Below are 15,644 nucleotides of genomic sequence, written 5' to 3'. Positions count from 1 at the left end.
TTACGCGTATTCAGAACTGATACTGGACGCTCGCGCCCAGGACCCAGTTGCGGCCCGGCGCCGGCTCGTAATAGCGCTTGTTGCTGTCTCCGACGATCACGGAACCCACGTACGTACGGTCGAACACGTTGTTCACGCGGGCGTACTCGCGCACGCGCCACGCGCCCAGCGCCTGGTTGGCCTGCACGCGCGCGTTGACGATCGCATAGCCTGGCGCCGGCGTCGCCGCGTTGGCATCGTCCGGATTGACCTTGCCGCTGGCGATGGTTTCCAGCGCGGCCTGCAGGCGGCCGTCCGCGTCCTTCCACGCCAGCTCGCCGAACAGGCTCGCTCTGGGCACGCCCGGCAGGCGGTTGCCTTCGGCGACGCCGGTGAACGCCTCGTCGTAGATCGCGCGCAGCACTGTGGCCGCCACGCGGGCGGAGAAGCCCGCGCGCAGGTCGGCGTCGAGCGACAGTTCCAGGCCCTGGCGCAGGGTGGCGCTCGCGTTGCGGTAGCTGGTGCGGCCGCCGCTGGAACTGTCGACCACCAGCTCGTCGTGCGTGCGCACCTGGAACAGGGCCGCGTTGACGCGCACGTCCTGGCCGGCCAGGGCTTTCGCGCCGACCTCCAGTTGCGTGCTGGTCGCCGCGCCGAGGCGGTAGTTGAAGCCGTTGCCCGTGCCCGAGTAAAAGACTTCGTTGAGCGTGGGCGTCTCGAAGCCGCGCGCCGCGCTGGCGTAGACGTTCAGGGTCGGCGTGACCTTGTACAGCGCGCCGAGCAGTGGCGTCGTGTGGCGGTAATCGACGCTGCCGCCGTCGTTGCCGTTGGCGAGATAGTGGTCGTCGACGTCGAAGCTCACGCGGCTGTGGCGCAGGCCGCCCGTGAACACCCATTGTCCGCGCTCCCATTCCAGCTGCAGGTAAGGGTCGACGTTGCGCACGTCGTCTTCCTCGTCCCGGCGCAGGTTCCCCTTCACGCCGAACGTGGTGCCGACGTAGTTCTCGTAACCTTTGCGCGCATCGTTCGACTTACCGGCTTCCAGGCCGACGGTCGTGCGCAGCTGGCCGTCGCCGAGCGGGCGCACCATCAGCCAGTTCGCGTCGATGCCGTAGAAATCGCGGTCGAAATCGACCACGCCGCCGGAATGGCTGGCCGGGGCCTGGAACGCTTTCGAGAACGACTGGTACTGGATCACGCTGCGGTTGCCGCCGTAGAGGGCGACGTGCAGGCGGTCCTGGCCGAATTTTTCGTCCCACGCGAGGCCGACCTGTGTGTGGTGGATGCTTTTACGGGTGTCGTAGCGGTCGGCCAATGTGCGCTTGGGCGTCTGGGTGTCCGTCGCGTCGATCTCGCCGGCGCGCGGGTCACGCTGGAACGTGGCCCAGGTCACGCCGAGCGGATCCTGCGTGTCGTCCTGGCGCAGGCCGCTGGCCGTCACCGTCAGCTTGCCGGTCGTGGACGTGTCGAAGGTCAGCTTCGCATAGGCCTGGTCGCGTGTGGCGGCGCTGTGCGCGCGGTAGCCGTCCGTCTCGAAGCGCGAGCCGTCCAGCAGCCAGCCGAAGGCGCCCTGTTTGCCGCCCGTATTGACGTCCGTCTTGCGCATGCCGTCGCTGCCGGCGGAGACATTCGTTTCGATGTAGGGTGCGCCGCGTGGATCACGGGTGAACAGTTGTATCACCCCGCCGGCGTGGTTGCCGTACAAGGTGGAGAAGGGGCCGCGCAAGACTTCGATGCGCTCGGCCATGTCGAGATTGAATGTCGCGGCCTGGCCCTGGCCGTCCGGCATGGTGGCCGGGATGCCGTCGGCGACGAGGCGCACGCCGCGCACGCCGAATGCGGACCGGGCGCCGAAGCCGCGCGACGAGATCTGCAGGTCCTGCGCATAGTTTTGGCGGTTCTGCACGACGAGCCCCGGCACCGTGGCCAGCGCCTCGGACGCGTTGACGCGCGGCTGGGCCGCGCCGATGCGGTCCGCGTCCACGACGTCAATGACGGCCGGCAGGTCGAAGCTCGTGTGTTCGGCGCGGGTCGCGCTGACGACGACGACGCTCATCGGCGCATCGGGTGCGGCGGTGGCGGCCAGGGGGGCGGCTGCGAACAGCGCCGCCACGAAGTTCAAACGGTAATTCATCTTGTCTCCAGTCGAATGGTCCGCCCTTGTCGTCCGGGCGCTGACCATCAGCGCATGCAATATACCTGCCAGGGCGGAAACGTGCTGCCCGCATGGCATGGCCCTTGCAACCCGGAGAGTACCGCTTACTCTCGAAGGATCATCATGTCACGCATCCGTTCCCTCATCGTCCTGCTGGCCTGCAGCTTCGGCGCCGCGCAGGCCGCCCCCTTCGCCTACGTCCCCAACGAAAAATCCGGCAGCATCAGCGTGATCGACACGGCCGGCGGCACGGCCGTGCGCCAGATCGCCGCCGGCAAGCGCCCGCGCGGCATCGCGGCCGATCCGACGGGCAGCCGGCTGTACGTCACGGACGCCGCCGGCAGCGCGCTGCTCGTGCTGGATGCGGCCAGCGGTGCGACCCTGGCCTCGATCCCGCTCGGCAGTTCGCCCGAGGGCGTGAACGCGTCGCGCGACGGCCGCTGGGTCGCCGTCGCCGTCGAGGACAGCAACAGCGTGGCGCTCATCGACGCGGCCGCGCGCAAGCTCGTCGCCGACATCCCCGTCCAGGGCCAGAACCCCGAGCACGCCGTGTTCAGCCCGGACGGACGCTGGCTGCTCGTCTCCGCCGAGAACGCGGAACAGGTCGACGTGATCGACGTGGCAGCGCGCCGCCAGGTGGGCTCGATCGCAGTGGGCCTGCGTCCCCGCGGCATCGGCTTCTCGCCGGATGGCGCGCGGGCTTATGTCGCGTGCGAACTCGCGGGTGCCGTGCACGTGATCGATATGGCGGCGCGGCGCAGCATCGCGACGATCCCGGCGGGGAAGAACCCGGCCGGCATCGTCGTGTCGCCGGACGGGAAGACCGTGTTCGTGTCGAACGGCGCGGACGGCAGCGTGATGCGCATCGACGCGGTGCGCAACGTGGTGGATGCCACCATCGCCGTCGGCAAGCGGCCGTGGAACATGGCGCTCACACCGGATGGCACCCGGCTGTACGTGGCGAACGGGCGCTCGGACAGCGTGTCCGTGATCGACACGGCCGCGGGCAGCAAGACGGGCGACATCGCCGTGGGCCAGCTGCCGTGGGGCGTGGTGATCCGTTGACCTGTTCAAGTTTGTGACACCTGTACCAGAAACAGCCGGCGCCAGGCCTCCCAACGCGGCAAAACAGGCGAAAACGGGCTGGCACGGGGTTTGCGAAAGAAGGGATGTACCGAACAAACAAGCGCCGGCAACGGCGAATTCCAACTCATAGTGAAAGAGGATGACATGAATCTCGCGGACATCAGCAAACTCGGCGTCGCCAACCCGTTCCGCCAACGCTACGACAACTTCATCGGCGGCAAATTCGTCGCACCGGTCAAGGGCGAGTACTTTGCCAACGTCACGCCGATCAGCGGCCAGCCGTTCTGCGAAATCGCCCGCTCGACGGCCGAAGACGTGGAGCTGGCGCTGGACGCTGCCCACGCCGCCAAGGACGCCTGGGCGAAGACGTCGCCGGCCGAACGCGCCAACATCCTGAACCGCATCGCCGACCGCATGGAGCAGAACCTGCGCCTGATCGCGACCGCCGAGACCATCGACAACGGCAAGCCGATCCGCGAAACGATGGCGGCCGACATCCCGCTGGCGATCGACCACTTCCGCTATTTCGCGAGCTGCATCCGCACGCAGGAAGGCGCCATCTCGACCATCGACGACCAGACCTATGCCTACCACTTCCACGAGCCGCTGGGCGTCGTCGGCCAGATCATCCCGTGGAACTTCCCGATCCTGATGGCCGTGTGGAAGCTGGCCCCGGCACTCGCCGCCGGCAACTGCGTCGTGCTGAAACCGGCCGAGCAGACCCCGGCCTCGATCATGGTGCTGGTCGAACTGATCGCCGACCTGCTGCCGGCGGGCGTGCTGAACATCGTCAACGGCTTCGGCCTGGAAGCGGGCAAGCCGCTGGCGTCGAGCAAGCGCATCGCCAAGATCGCCTTCACCGGCGAGACGGGCACCGGCCGCCTGATCATGCAGTACGCCGCGCAGAACCTGATCCCGGTCACGCTGGAACTGGGCGGCAAGTCGCCCAACATCTTCTTCGCCGACGTGATGGACGCGGACGACGACTTCTTCGACAAGTGCCTGGAAGGCTTCGCGATGTTCGCGCTGAACCAGGGCGAGGTGTGCACCTGCCCGTCGCGCGTGCTGATCCAGGAATCGATCTACGAGAAGTTCATCGAGCGCGCGCTGGCGCGCGTGGCGCAGATCAAGGCCGGCAACCCGCTCGACGAGGGCACGATGATCGGCGCGCAGGCGTCGAAGGAGCAGCTGGAAAAGATCCTGTCCTACCTCGACATCGGCCGCCAGGAAGGCGCGCAGGTGCTGGCCGGCGGCGAGCAGGCGAAACATGACGGCGACCTGTCCGGCGGCTACTACGTGCGTCCGACCGTGTTCAAGGGCGACAACAGCATGCGCATCTTCCAGGAAGAGATCTTCGGCCCGGTCGTGTCGGTGACCACGTTCAAGGACGAGGCGGACGCGCTGCGCATCGCCAACGACACGCTGTACGGCCTGGGCGCCGGCCTGTGGACGCGTGACGGCAGCCGCGCCTTCCGCGTCGGCCGCGCGATCCAGGCGGGCCGCGTGTGGACCAACTGCTACCACCTGTATCCGGCCCACGCTGCGTTCGGCGGCTACAAGCAGTCGGGCATCGGCCGCGAGAATCACAAGATGATGCTCGACCACTACCAGCAGACCAAGAATCTGCTGGTGAGCTACAGCCCGAAAGCGCTGGGCTTCTTCTAAACACTGAGCACCAGGGGCGCCATGACAATCAATATCGAACGCGTACTGGCGACCCCCGCCGCGCTGGCCTTCATCGGCGAGCTGCGGCAGCGCCACGGGCCGCTGATGTTTTTCCAGTCCGGCGGCTGCTGCGACGGCAGCACGCCGATGTGCTACGCCGCCGGGGAGTTCGACCTGTCCGACACGGACGTCTACCTGGGCAACCTGGACGGCGCACCGTTCTACATCGGGCTGGAGCAGTTCGGGTACTGGGAACACACGCAGCTGATCATCGACGTGGTGGAAGGCAATGGCGGCATGTTCTCGCTCGATAACGGCACGGGCCGGCGCTTCCTCACGCGCTCGCGCCTGTTCACGGACGAGGAAAACGGCCAGCTGCGCAGCCAGGCGCCTGGACCTTGAGTAACTCATAACGACAACAAAGGAGACAAGCATGAAGACGAGAATGACCATCCTGCTCGCAGGACTCGCCCCGCTGGCGTTCATCGCCCAGGCGGCCGACATCACCAACGCAATGATCGAGAACGCGAAGGACACGAAGAACGTCCTGTCCTTCGGCATGGGTACGCAGGGCCAGCGCTATTCGACGCTCACCCAGATCAACACCAAGACCGTCGGCCAGCTGGTCCCGGCCTGGTCGTTCTCGTTCGGCGGCGAGAAGCAGCGCGGCCAGGAGTCGCAGCCCATCATCGCCAACGGCAAGATGTTCGTCACGGCGTCGTATTCGCGCATCTATGCGATCGACCTGAAGACGGGTAACAAGCTGTGGAAGTACGAGCACCGCCTGCCGGAAGCGATCATGCCATGCTGCGACGTCGTCAACCGCGGCGCCGCCGTGTACGGCAACCTCGTCATCTTCGGCACGCTGGACGCGCAACTGGTCGCCCTCGACCAGAACACCGGCAAGATCGTGTGGAAGGAAAAGGTCGACGACTATGCGGCCGGCTACTCCATGACGGCCGCGCCGCTGATCGCCAAGGGCGTCCTGATCACGGGCGTCTCGGGCGGTGAATTCGGCATCGTCGGCCGCGTGGAAGGCCGCAATCCGCTGACGGGCGAGCTGCTGTGGTCGCGCCCGACCGTCGAAGGCCACATGGGCTACAAGTACGACAAGGACGGCAAGGCCACCGACGCTGGCGTCACCGGCACCGTCAACAAGAGCTGGCCGGGCGAGCTGTGGAAGACGGGCGGCGCCTCGACCTGGATGGGCGGCACGTACGACCCGGCTACCGGCCTCGCGTATTTCGGCACCGGCAACCCGGCACCGTGGAACAGCCACCTGCGCCCCGGCGACAACCTGTATTCGTCGTCGACGCTCGCGCTGGACCCGACGACGGGCCAGATCAAGTGGGCCTACCAGAGCACGCCGAACGATTCGTGGGACTTCGACGGCGCCAATGAATTCGTCACGTTCGACATGAACGGCAAGCGCTACGGCGGCAAGGCCGACCGCAACGGCTTCTTCTACGTGATCGATGCGAAGACGGGCCAGCTGCAGAATGCCTTCCCGTTCGTGAACAAGATCACGTGGGCGAGCAGCATCGACCTCAAGACGGGCCGTCCGAACTTCATCGCGGCCAACCGCCCCAGCGATCCGACGAAGGGCGACGGCAAGAAGGGTTCGACCGTATTCGCCGCACCCGCCTTCCTCGGTGCGAAGAACCAGATGCCGATGGCGTACAGCCCGCAGACCGGCCTGTTCTACGTGCCCGCCAACGAGTGGGGCATGGAGATCTGGAACGAGCCGATCACGTACAAGAAGGGCGGCGCTTACCTCGGCGCAGGCTTCACGATCAAGCCGCTGAACGAGGATTACATCGGCGCGCTGCGCGCGGTCGATCCCAAGACGGGCAAGATCGTCTGGGAGAACAAGAACTCGGCACCGCTGTGGGGCGGCGTGATGACGACGGCCGGCGGCCTCGTGTTCTACGGTACGCCCGAAGGCTTCCTGAAAGCGGTCGATGCGAAGTCGGGTAAAGAGCTGTGGAAGTTCCAGACCGGTTCCGGCGTGGTCGCGCCGCCGGTGACGTGGGAAGACGGCGGCGTGCAATACGTGGCCGTGGTCTCCGGCTGGGGCGGCGCCGTGCCGCTGTGGGGCGGCGAGGTCGCGAAGAAGGTGAATTTCCTGGAGCAGGGCGGCTCGGTCTGGGTCTTCAAGCTCGCCACCAAGATTTGATGTGAACTCCAGGTAAGTGGTCAGGGAGGGTTATGCAAAGGCTGCGGCGGCGGCCGGCGTCAAGACCCTGTTTTGCCGCGGCTTCGGCCGCGGCTTTTTTTATTTATATCGTTTATTCCGTTTTTGCGTGCGGACGGTCAAAACTGCAACACATGATCCGAATCGTCACATAAAAATCCGCTGTTTCTTCGCTTTTCCCCGGTGCACGACCGGGCACGCAACTTGCCATCACTGTCGGTACATCACAACGATGTATCCCACTACAAACAAGAAAGCGAGGAGACAAATGAAGAAGGTTCACGCAATGGCCGTCCTGGCCTCGATCGGCGCCTGCACGCAGGCCTGTGCGGTCGACCTGAAGGCCGGCGACTGGACGGTCAACGTCGGCGGCATCGTCAACGCCTACTACACGGGCGTGTCGTGCAGCGGCGACGCCGTCGGCGGGCTGGCGCTGGGCGGCCGCGCGCTCGGCTGCGGCGGCGAGGATCACCGCACCACCATCGGCAACGGCCTGCTGCCCAGCGGCCTCGTGACGTCCGTGTCGTCGACGCAGGGCGGCTTCGATGTCACCGCCAAGATCGGCATCTACGCCGCCACGGCGACGGACAGCGCGATCGCCCAGAACAGCACCGTCGACGTGCGCCAGGCTTACTTCACGTTCGGCCGCGCGGATCTCGGCACCTTCAAGCTGGGCCGCGACTACGGCATCTTCGGCGCCAACGCCATCCTGAACGACATGACGCTCGTCGGCGCCGGCGCGCCGGTGCAGGCCACGCAGCGCGGCCGCGTCACGCTGGGCCACATCGGCGCCGGCTACACCTATCTGGGCACCTATGGCCAGATCGTCTACAGCACGCCCAAGAACGACGCCGGCATCGGCTTCGACTTCGGCGTGATGAGCCCCGTGTCCGACACGCCGGTCATCGCCGGTCCGCGCTACTCGACCCGTTCGAGCCCGCAGGTGCAGGCGCGCCTCTCGTTCGAACAGGACGGCTTCAAGGCCTGGCTGGGTGCGAAGACCCAGCGCTTCGAGTCCCAAACGGCCGGTACGAGCGACCTGACGATGAACGGCTTCGAAGCGGGCGCCTCGTACCAGCTGGGCGCCGCCGGCCTCCTGGTCAATGCGCAGACGGGCCGCGCGCTGGGCATCCTGTCCGACGCCGACCAGGGCGACGTCCGCTCGAAGAACTACCTCGTGCAGGGCACGTTCAAGGCGACCGACGCGCTCAAGCTGGGCCTGTCGTGGGGCCGCAGCGCCAACGACGACAACACCGTCGGCACGGGCGGCCTGAAGTCGAACGCCAACCTGACGGCCGGCGCCTATTATTCGCTGAACAGTGCGATCACGCTGGTGGCCGAGGTCGGGCAGACCCGTTCGAAGGGCTTCGGCGGCGCCACCGCGCGCATGAACGGCGGCTCCGTCGGCGGCATCATCTTCTTCTGACGCGGCCATGAACCTGCTCCGCCTTCTCATCTGCTGGCTCATGCTTTGCGCTGCGGCGCATGCCGGCACGCTGACGCAGGCGGAGCTGGCGCGGCGCTTCCCGGCGCCGCTGGTCGTCGGCGAGAAGGCGGCCGACGTCCAGGCCTGGCCGCTGTTCAAGCAGAACGGCACGGCGACGGAACTCGTCGGCTACGCGTTCGAATCGGTGGACCTGGCGCCGGTGCCGGGCTTCGCCGGCGTGCCGCCGAATCTCCTCGTCGTCATCGACCCGAAGGGCACCTTCCTCGACGTCGCCGTGCTGTCGCAGCACGAGCCCGTGTTCCTGGAGGGGCTGGGCGAGGCGCCGCTGCGCGAGTTCCTGCAGCAGTACCGCGGCCGCTCGCTGGGGCAGGGGATCACGGTCGGCGGCGGGAAGGGAAGCCTGGACGGCGTGTCGAAGGCGACGGCGTCCGTCCGCATCATCAACCAGAGCGTCCTGTCGGCCGCGCTGAAGATAGCGCGCGCCAAACTCGGTTTTGCGCAGGGGCGCGATCCGGGCCGCATCGGCCGTATTCGCGATGACGTGTTCACGCCGATGTCGCTGCAGGAGATGCTCGATGCGGGATTGGTACGCCATGTCCGGGTGCGCATGGGCGACGTCGAGCGGCTGTTTGCGGGCAGTGTCGGCGCAGGACTGGATGCGCAGGCGCTCGCGCAGCCGGACGACGTCTTCATCGACCTGTGGGTGGCCTGGGCGTCGGTGCCGGCCGTCGGCCGTAACCTGCTGGCACCGCGCACGTGGAACCGGCTGCAGGGCAGGCTGGAGCCGGGCGACCACGCGCTGCTCGTGCTGACGGCCGGCCCGCACACGCTGACCGGCGCGGATTTCGTGCGCGGCAGCGTCCCGCGCGGCATCGTGCTGCGCCAGGACCGCCTGCCGGTCGAAATGCGCGACCTCGATCTCGAACCGCGGCTGGCCGACGGCATGCACCTGCCGGCCGACGAGATGCTGCTCCTGCGCGTCATCGCACAGGCGGGACTCGATCCGGCGCGCGCGCTCGACTTCGCGCTGCCGGTCACGCGCAGCAAGGGGATCGTCTATCCGGAGCGGATCACGCGCGAGATCGCGTTTTCGTATCGCCTGCCGGAGGCATACTACATCGCGCCTGAGGGTGCCGCGCCGGCCTGGCAGGCCAGCTGGAAGGCACGCCGCGTGGAGTTGATCGTGCTGGGCGTGGCGCTGGCGCTGCTCGCGGCCGCGCTGTGGCAGCAGCGCTGGCTCGTGGCGCATGCACGCCGCTTCGCCTGGCTGCGCCGCGCGTGGCTGCTGTTCACCATCGGCTTCATCGGCTATGCGGCGCAGGCCCAGCTCTCCATCGTCAACCTCACCGGCATCGTGCAGGCGCTGCGCGCGGGACGGGGGCTCGATTACCTGCTGTTCGATCCGATGACCGTGGCGCTGTGGGCCTTCGTGCTCGTCTCGCTGTTCATCTGGGGGCGCGGCACGTTCTGCGGCTGGCTGTGTCCCTTCGGCGCGCTGCAGGAATTCGCCTGTCTCGCCGGGCAGGCGCTGCGGCTGCCGCAGGTCGTCGTGCGGCGCGTGCTCGATGCGCGCCTGAAGCGTGTGAAGTACGGCGTGCTGGCGGCGATCCTGCTGGCGGCCGTGTGGGCGCCCGCACAGGCCGACCGCCTGGTCGAGCTGGAGCCGTTCAAGACCGCGATCACCCTGAACTTCGTGCGCGCCTGGCCGTTCGTCGCGTACGCCGCCGGCCTGCTGCTCGTCGCCATGGTCGTCAACAAGGCGTTCTGCCGCTATCTCTGTCCGCTCGGTGCGGCGCTGGCGCTGCTGGGCCGCGTGCGCCTGCCCGACTGGATCCCGCGCCGCGCCGAATGCGGCACGCCGTGCCAGACATGCCGCCACCGCTGCGGCTACAACGCGATCGTCCCGAGCGGGAAGGTCGACTACGAGGAGTGTTTTCAATGTATGGAATGTGTCGTTATCCACGCAAGCGACGAACAGTGCGCGCCGCGGATCCTGGAACGGAAGCGCAGCCGGACGATTCCGATCGTGCCGGCCCCGGACGTCATCGACAGGGGACCATGATGCACAGAAGGACCTTCATCGCCGCCACGTTGGGCGGCATGGCCGGCGCCGCGGTAGTCGACGCGGCCGCAGCCGACGAGCTGCCGCTGCACAGCGGCGCGGCGCTGGCGTTCGGGACGACGATCAGCGTCGCCGTGCGCCATGCGGACCCGGAAGCCGCGCAGCAGGCCATCGCCGCCGCGCTGGGAGAAGCGCGCCGTGTGGATGCGCTGATGAGTCTTCACCAGCCGCCCAGCCAGGTGTTCCGGCTGAACCGCGACAAGGTGCTGCACGGCCCCGATCCGCATCTGCTGACGGTGCTGGAGCATGCGCGCACGTTGTCGCGCCTGACGCAGGGCGCGTTCGACATCACGGTGCAGCCGCTGTGGCGCGCGTTCGATTCCGCGCATGGCGTGCCGCCCGAGCCCGAGCGCACGCGCGCGCAACGCCTCGTCGGCTGGACGCAAGTGCAGGCGGGGCCGGAACGCGTCGTGCTGGCGCGCAAAGGGATGGCGATCACCTTGAACGGCCTCGCGCAGGGCTATGCGACGGATCTCGCACTGGCGGCGCTGCGCCGGCATGGCATCCGCCATGCGCTCGTCGATACGGGCGAATACGGTGCGCTGGGCCGCACGGGCGGGCGCCCGTGGCACCTGGGCATCCGCGATCCGCGCAACGAGGACGCGGTGGCCGCGAGCCTGGTGCTGGACGGACGCTGCGTCGCGACGTCGGGCGATTATGCGTCCGCGTTCACGTCGGACCTGCGCCACCACCACATCTTCGATCCGGCCAGCGGCGATTCGCCGACGGAGCTGGCGAGCGTCACGGTGCTGGCGCCCACCGGGCTGGAAGCGGACGGTTTGTCGACCGCGTTCATGGTGATGGGCGCGCGGCGCGCGCACGCGCTGGCGGCGCACCTGCCGGGCGTGGACCTGCTCACGATCGGCAAGGACGGCGCGCGCTGGAAGTCGTCCGGCTTCCCGACCGCTTAAGGGGAGGTCTTCAGGTGCGGCAGCTTGCGGTAAATGGTATTGCGCGAGACGCCCAGCGCGCGCGCCGTGGCCGACACGTTGCCGCCGTTCGCCTCGAGCGATTTGAGGATCGCGGCCAGTTCCATCTCTTCGAGGTTGGCGCCGGACGCGATCATCTGCTGGGCGGCGGGCGCGCTCGCGGGCGCGGCTTCGGGAGTCTCTGCGATGTCGTCCATGAAGTCGTCCGGCATGTGGCGCAGGCCGATCTCTTCCTCGTCGCCGGCCATGATCGCCGCCGTACGCAGGAGGTTCGTCAACTGGCGAAAGTTACCGGGCCATTTGTGGCGCTTGAAAAGCCGCAGCACTTCGTCGGAGATCGTGTGCGTGGCGCCGGATTCTGTTTCGGCCGAGAGGATTTTTCTCACCACCGTTTCGAGGTCGGTGCGCTCGCGCAGCGGCGGCAGCTTCACCACGAGGCCGTTCAGGCGGTAATACAAGTCTTCGCGGAACAGGCCTTCGGCGATGCGCCGGCGCAGGTTGTGGTTCGTCGCGCAGATCACTTCGACGTTCACCGGGATCGATTTATTGCTGCCGAGCGGCGTGACCATCCGTTCCTGCAGCACGCGCAGCAGGCGGGCCTGCAACGAATAGGGCATGTCGCCGATCTCGTCGAGGAACAGCGTGCCGCCGTTCGCCTGCAGGATCTTGCCGACCGCGCCCTTCTTGCGCGCGCCGGTGAACGCGCCGTCCTCATAGCCGAACAGCTCCGATTCGATCAGCGTTTCGGGAATCGACGCGCAGTTCACGGCGACGAACGGTCCCTGTGCGCGCGGCGAATCGTTGTGGATGGCCTGGGCCAGCAATTCCTTGCCGGTGCCCGTCTCGCCCATGATCATGATCGGCACGTCGCGGCCGAGCACACGGTTGACCTTCTCGATGACCTGTTCGAGTTGCGGGTCGCCCGTGTTCAGGTAGCGCAGGCCGGACAGGCGGCGCGTCGGTGCCTTGCCCAGCGGCTGGGGAATGGCGTTGATCATCTGCGGGGCATCGTCGAACGCGCCGGTCAGGACATGTACGCCGTTCGTCAGCCGCAGTTCCGCGCGGCCGCGTACCCGCACGCCGTTGTGCATGCACAGGTCGAGCAGGCCAGGCGCCGCCGTGCGGTAATGGTCGTAGAGGGCGGAGACGGGGAGGCCGAACAGGGAGCTGAACGTGTGGGCCTGCAACGCGGGATACGAGAGGCCGAGCTGGAACAGGCCGTTGCGGTTGGCGGCAAGGAAGCGGCCGCCCGGGCTGAACGATGCAATGCCTTCCATCAGGGTGCCGATGAACTCGGGCCGCGCATGAAAGTGCAAGGTGATCGCGTTTTCGAACGTCGCCGCGAACAGCTGGTTTTCGATCATCAGCGCGGACATGCGCACGAGGGCCATCGTGTGCTTGTGGAAGCTGCGCCGGTCGCCGCTGACGTCCAGCACGCCGACCACGTTGCCGCGGTGGTCCGTGATCGGCGCCGCGGAGCAGGTCAGGAAGTGGTTCGCGGAGAGGAAGTGCTGGTCCGCGTGGACCGTCGTCGGCGCCCGTTCGGCGATCGCGGTGCCGATCGCATTCGTCCCCTTGCTCTCCTCGGACCAGGCGACACCCGGCGTCAGCGCGACGCGGTTGGCCTTTTCCAGGAAGTCGGCGTCGCCCAGCGAGTGCACGATCACGCCCTGCGCATCCGTCAGCAGGACCATGTTGTGCGTATTGGCGATCTGCTGGTACAGCGTTTCCATCGCCGGCACCGCATGACTATATAAGAGGCGGTTCTGTTCGACGAGGTGCGAGAGGTCGGTGCCGGATGCCGGCGTGAAATCGGGTCGTGAATCCGGATTCAGCCCGAATTGTTCGGAGCGTCGATGCGAGACCGCGATCATCGTTGCCATGTCGTCGCCGGGGACGAGCAAGCCTGCGTGTTGGTAAGTCATTCCATGTCTCCTGGTTGGCCCTGGACCGCGGCTCTCTATATTGGAAATCGACTGTTCACAAATGTAGCACCTGTACCAGAACGGAACAATCAGGCGTGTAAATATGTTCCGTATTCTCGATGCTTTGTTTTATGCAACATACAGTAAGCAAGCTGGATGCCAGCTTTTTAAGCACGCAAAACAGGACTTGCGCAGATGGTGGGCGGTTTGCTATAGTTCGCGTCCTGCTTCTGCAGCGCACAAAAAGTTTAACTGAATCAACTAGTTAAGCTTGTCAGATCGATTACATCGAATGTGTTGCAGAAAAACGAGGGGTTGACGAGTTAAGCGAAGCACGGCATAATCTCACTCCTCTGCTGCTGACGAACAAAACGATTCGCAAACGCAGCAAGGCAGTACCGAATACGAAGCTCTTTAACAATAAACAGTCGATAAGTGTGGGCGTTTGATGAAGTGCCAGCATCCTTCGGGGTGCTGAATGCTTAAATTATCAAATGTTCACACAAAAGAAATACGTTGCTCAGCAATGAGTGACGGTCAGTATTTTGAGTGAGCGACATGCTGCGAAAGCAGCAAAAACAGGAATTAAACTGAAGAGTTTGATCCTGGCTCAGATTGAACGCTGGCGGCATGCTTTACACATGCAAGTCGAACGGCAGCGCGGGGCAACCTGGCGGCGAGTGGCGAACGGGTGAGTAATATATCGGAACGTACCCAAGAGTGGGGGATAACGTAGCGAAAGTTACGCTAATACCGCATACGATCTATGGATGAAAGTGGGGGATCGCAAGACCTCATGCTCCTGGAGCGGCCGATATCTGATTAGCTAGTTGGTGAGGTAAAGGCTCACCAAGGCGACGATCAGTAGCTGGTCTGAGAGGACGACCAGCCACACTGGGACTGAGACACGGCCCAGACTCCTACGGGAGGCAGCAGTGGGGAATTTTGGACAATGGGCGCAAGCCTGATCCAGCAATGCCGCGTGAGTGAAGAAGGCCTTCGGGTTGTAAAGCTCTTTTGTCAGGGAAGAAACGGCCTCAGCTAATATCTGAGGCTAATGACGGTACCTGAAGAATAAGCACCGGCTAACTACGTGCCAGCAGCCGCGGTAATACGTAGGGTGCAAGCGTTAATCGGAATTACTGGGCGTAAAGCGTGCGCAGGCGGTTTTGTAAGTCTGTCGTGAAAGCCCCGGGCTTAACCTGGGAATTGCGATGGAGACTGCAAGGCTTGAATCTGGCAGAGGGGGGTAGAATTCCACGTGTAGCAGTGAAATGCGTAGAGATGTGGAGGAACACCGATGGCGAAGGCAGCCCCCTGGGTCAAGATTGACGCTCATGCACGAAAGCGTGGGGAGCAAACAGGATTAGATACCCTGGTAGTCCACGCCCTAAACGATGTCTACTAGTTGTCGGGTCTTAATTGACTTGGTAACGCAGCTAACGCGTGAAGTAGACCGCCTGGGGAGTACGGTCGCAAGATTAAAACTCAAAGGAATTGACGGGGACCCGCACAAGCGGTGGATGATGTGGATTAATTCGATGCAACGCGAAAAACCTTACCTACCCTTGACATGTCAGGAACCTCCGAGAGATTGGAGGGTGCCCGAAAGGGAGCCTGAACACAGGTGCTGCATGGCTGTCGTCAGCTCGTGTCGTGAGATGTTGGGTTAAGTCCCGCAACGAGCGCAACCCTTGTCATTAGTTGCTACGCAAGAGCACTCTAATGAGACTGCCGGTGACAAACCGGAGGAAGGTGGGGATGACGTCAAGTCCTCATGGCCCTTATGGGTAGGGCTTCACACGTCATACAATGGTACATACAGAGGGCCGCCAACCCGCGAGGGGGAGCTAATCCCAGAAAGTGTATCGTAGTCCGGATCGCAGTCTGCAACTCGACTGCGTGAAGTTGGAATCGCTAGTAATCGCGGATCAGCATGCCGCGGTGAATACGTTCCCGGGTCTTGTACACACCGCCCGTCACACCATGGGAGCGGGTTTTACCAGAAGTAGGTAGCTTAACCGCAAGGAGGGCGCTTACCACGGTAGGATTCGTGACTGGGGTGAAGTCGTAACAAGGTAGCCGTATCGGAAGGTGCGGCTGGATCACCTCCTTTCTAGAGTGGCACGGGAGCTTACGCTC

Annotated in this window: 9 protein-coding genes and 1 rRNA gene; 8 read left to right on the top strand and 2 right to left on the bottom strand. The window is 65.2% G+C overall.

Annotation, left to right across the window (positions count from 1 at the left end):
* Positions 1–10 precede the first annotated feature (10 nt).
* Positions 11–2,113, bottom strand: coding sequence for a TonB-dependent receptor family protein (locus tag P0M04_RS04960; protein WP_259452952.1), 2,103 nt, complete (start codon positions 2,111–2,113; stop codon positions 11–13).
* A gap of 144 nt (positions 2,114–2,257) precedes the next feature.
* Here P0M04_RS04960 and P0M04_RS04955 point away from each other — a divergent pair, with 144 nt between their 5' ends.
* From P0M04_RS04955 to P0M04_RS04925, 7 genes are all read left to right on the top strand, one after another.
* Positions 2,258–3,199, top strand: a complete 942-nt coding sequence (locus tag P0M04_RS04955) for a beta-propeller fold lactonase family protein (RefSeq protein WP_259452953.1) — start codon at positions 2,258–2,260, stop codon at positions 3,197–3,199.
* Positions 3,200–3,364: 165 nt separating this feature from the next.
* Positions 3,365–4,885, top strand: coding sequence for an aldehyde dehydrogenase (gene adh, locus P0M04_RS04950; protein WP_105381158.1), 1,521 nt, complete (start codon positions 3,365–3,367; stop codon positions 4,883–4,885).
* Between the two features lie 21 nt (positions 4,886–4,906).
* Positions 4,907–5,287 carry a DUF779 domain-containing protein gene (locus P0M04_RS04945; protein WP_259452954.1) on the top strand — a complete coding sequence of 127 codons (381 nt, stop codon included), beginning with the start codon at positions 4,907–4,909 and terminating at the stop codon, positions 5,285–5,287.
* Between the two features lie 31 nt (positions 5,288–5,318).
* On the top strand, positions 5,319–7,061 hold the full coding sequence (locus P0M04_RS04940; protein WP_259452955.1) for a PQQ-dependent methanol/ethanol family dehydrogenase: 1,743 nt from the start codon (positions 5,319–5,321) through the stop codon (positions 7,059–7,061).
* Between the two features lie 286 nt (positions 7,062–7,347).
* On the top strand, positions 7,348–8,505 hold the full coding sequence (locus P0M04_RS04935) for a porin (RefSeq protein WP_259452956.1): 1,158 nt from the start codon (positions 7,348–7,350) through the stop codon (positions 8,503–8,505).
* 7 nt (positions 8,506–8,512) lie between these two features.
* A complete protein-coding gene (locus P0M04_RS04930) occupies positions 8,513–10,588 on the top strand; it encodes a 4Fe-4S binding protein (RefSeq protein WP_259452957.1) in 2,076 nt (691 codons plus the stop codon).
* Positions 10,588–11,559 carry an FAD:protein FMN transferase gene (locus P0M04_RS04925; RefSeq protein ID WP_259452959.1) on the top strand — a complete coding sequence of 324 codons (972 nt, stop codon included), beginning with the start codon at positions 10,588–10,590 and terminating at the stop codon, positions 11,557–11,559. Before P0M04_RS04930 ends, P0M04_RS04925 begins: the two co-directional genes overlap by 1 nt.
* Here P0M04_RS04925 and P0M04_RS04920 read toward each other — a convergent pair.
* Positions 11,556–13,502, bottom strand: a complete 1,947-nt coding sequence (locus P0M04_RS04920; protein ID WP_259452958.1) for a sigma-54-dependent Fis family transcriptional regulator — start codon at positions 13,500–13,502, stop codon at positions 11,556–11,558. The genes P0M04_RS04925 and P0M04_RS04920 overlap by 4 nt on opposite strands.
* A gap of 587 nt (positions 13,503–14,089) precedes the next feature.
* Here P0M04_RS04920 and P0M04_RS04915 point away from each other — a divergent pair.
* A 16S ribosomal RNA gene (locus P0M04_RS04915) occupies positions 14,090–15,618 on the top strand.
* The last annotated feature ends 26 nt before the right edge of the window (positions 15,619–15,644 follow it).

This window comes from Telluria mixta (genome assembly GCF_029223865.1).
Classification (GTDB): domain Bacteria; phylum Pseudomonadota; class Gammaproteobacteria; order Burkholderiales; family Burkholderiaceae_D; genus Telluria; species Telluria mixta.
This window is presented reverse-complemented; position numbering and strand designations above follow the sequence as displayed.

What these genes read in the sequence shown, in the direction of transcription:
- P0M04_RS04960 (WP_259452952.1), bottom strand. Translation starts at nt 2,113, where the DNA reads ATGAATTACCGTTTGAACTTCGTGGCGGCGCTGTTCGCAGCCGCCCCC.
- P0M04_RS04955 (WP_259452953.1), top strand. Translation starts at nt 2,258, where the DNA reads ATGTCACGCATCCGTTCCCTCATCGTCCTGCTGGCCTGCAGCTTCGGC.
- adh (WP_105381158.1), top strand. Translation starts at nt 3,365, where the DNA reads ATGAATCTCGCGGACATCAGCAAACTCGGCGTCGCCAACCCGTTCCGC.
- P0M04_RS04945 (WP_259452954.1), top strand. Translation starts at nt 4,907, where the DNA reads ATGACAATCAATATCGAACGCGTACTGGCGACCCCCGCCGCGCTGGCC.
- P0M04_RS04940 (WP_259452955.1), top strand. Translation starts at nt 5,319, where the DNA reads ATGAAGACGAGAATGACCATCCTGCTCGCAGGACTCGCCCCGCTGGCG.
- P0M04_RS04935 (WP_259452956.1), top strand. Translation starts at nt 7,348, where the DNA reads ATGAAGAAGGTTCACGCAATGGCCGTCCTGGCCTCGATCGGCGCCTGC.
- P0M04_RS04930 (WP_259452957.1), top strand. Translation starts at nt 8,513, where the DNA reads ATGAACCTGCTCCGCCTTCTCATCTGCTGGCTCATGCTTTGCGCTGCG.
- P0M04_RS04925 (WP_259452959.1), top strand. Translation starts at nt 10,588, where the DNA reads ATGCACAGAAGGACCTTCATCGCCGCCACGTTGGGCGGCATGGCCGGC.
- P0M04_RS04920 (WP_259452958.1), bottom strand. Translation starts at nt 13,502, where the DNA reads ATGACTTACCAACACGCAGGCTTGCTCGTCCCCGGCGACGACATGGCA.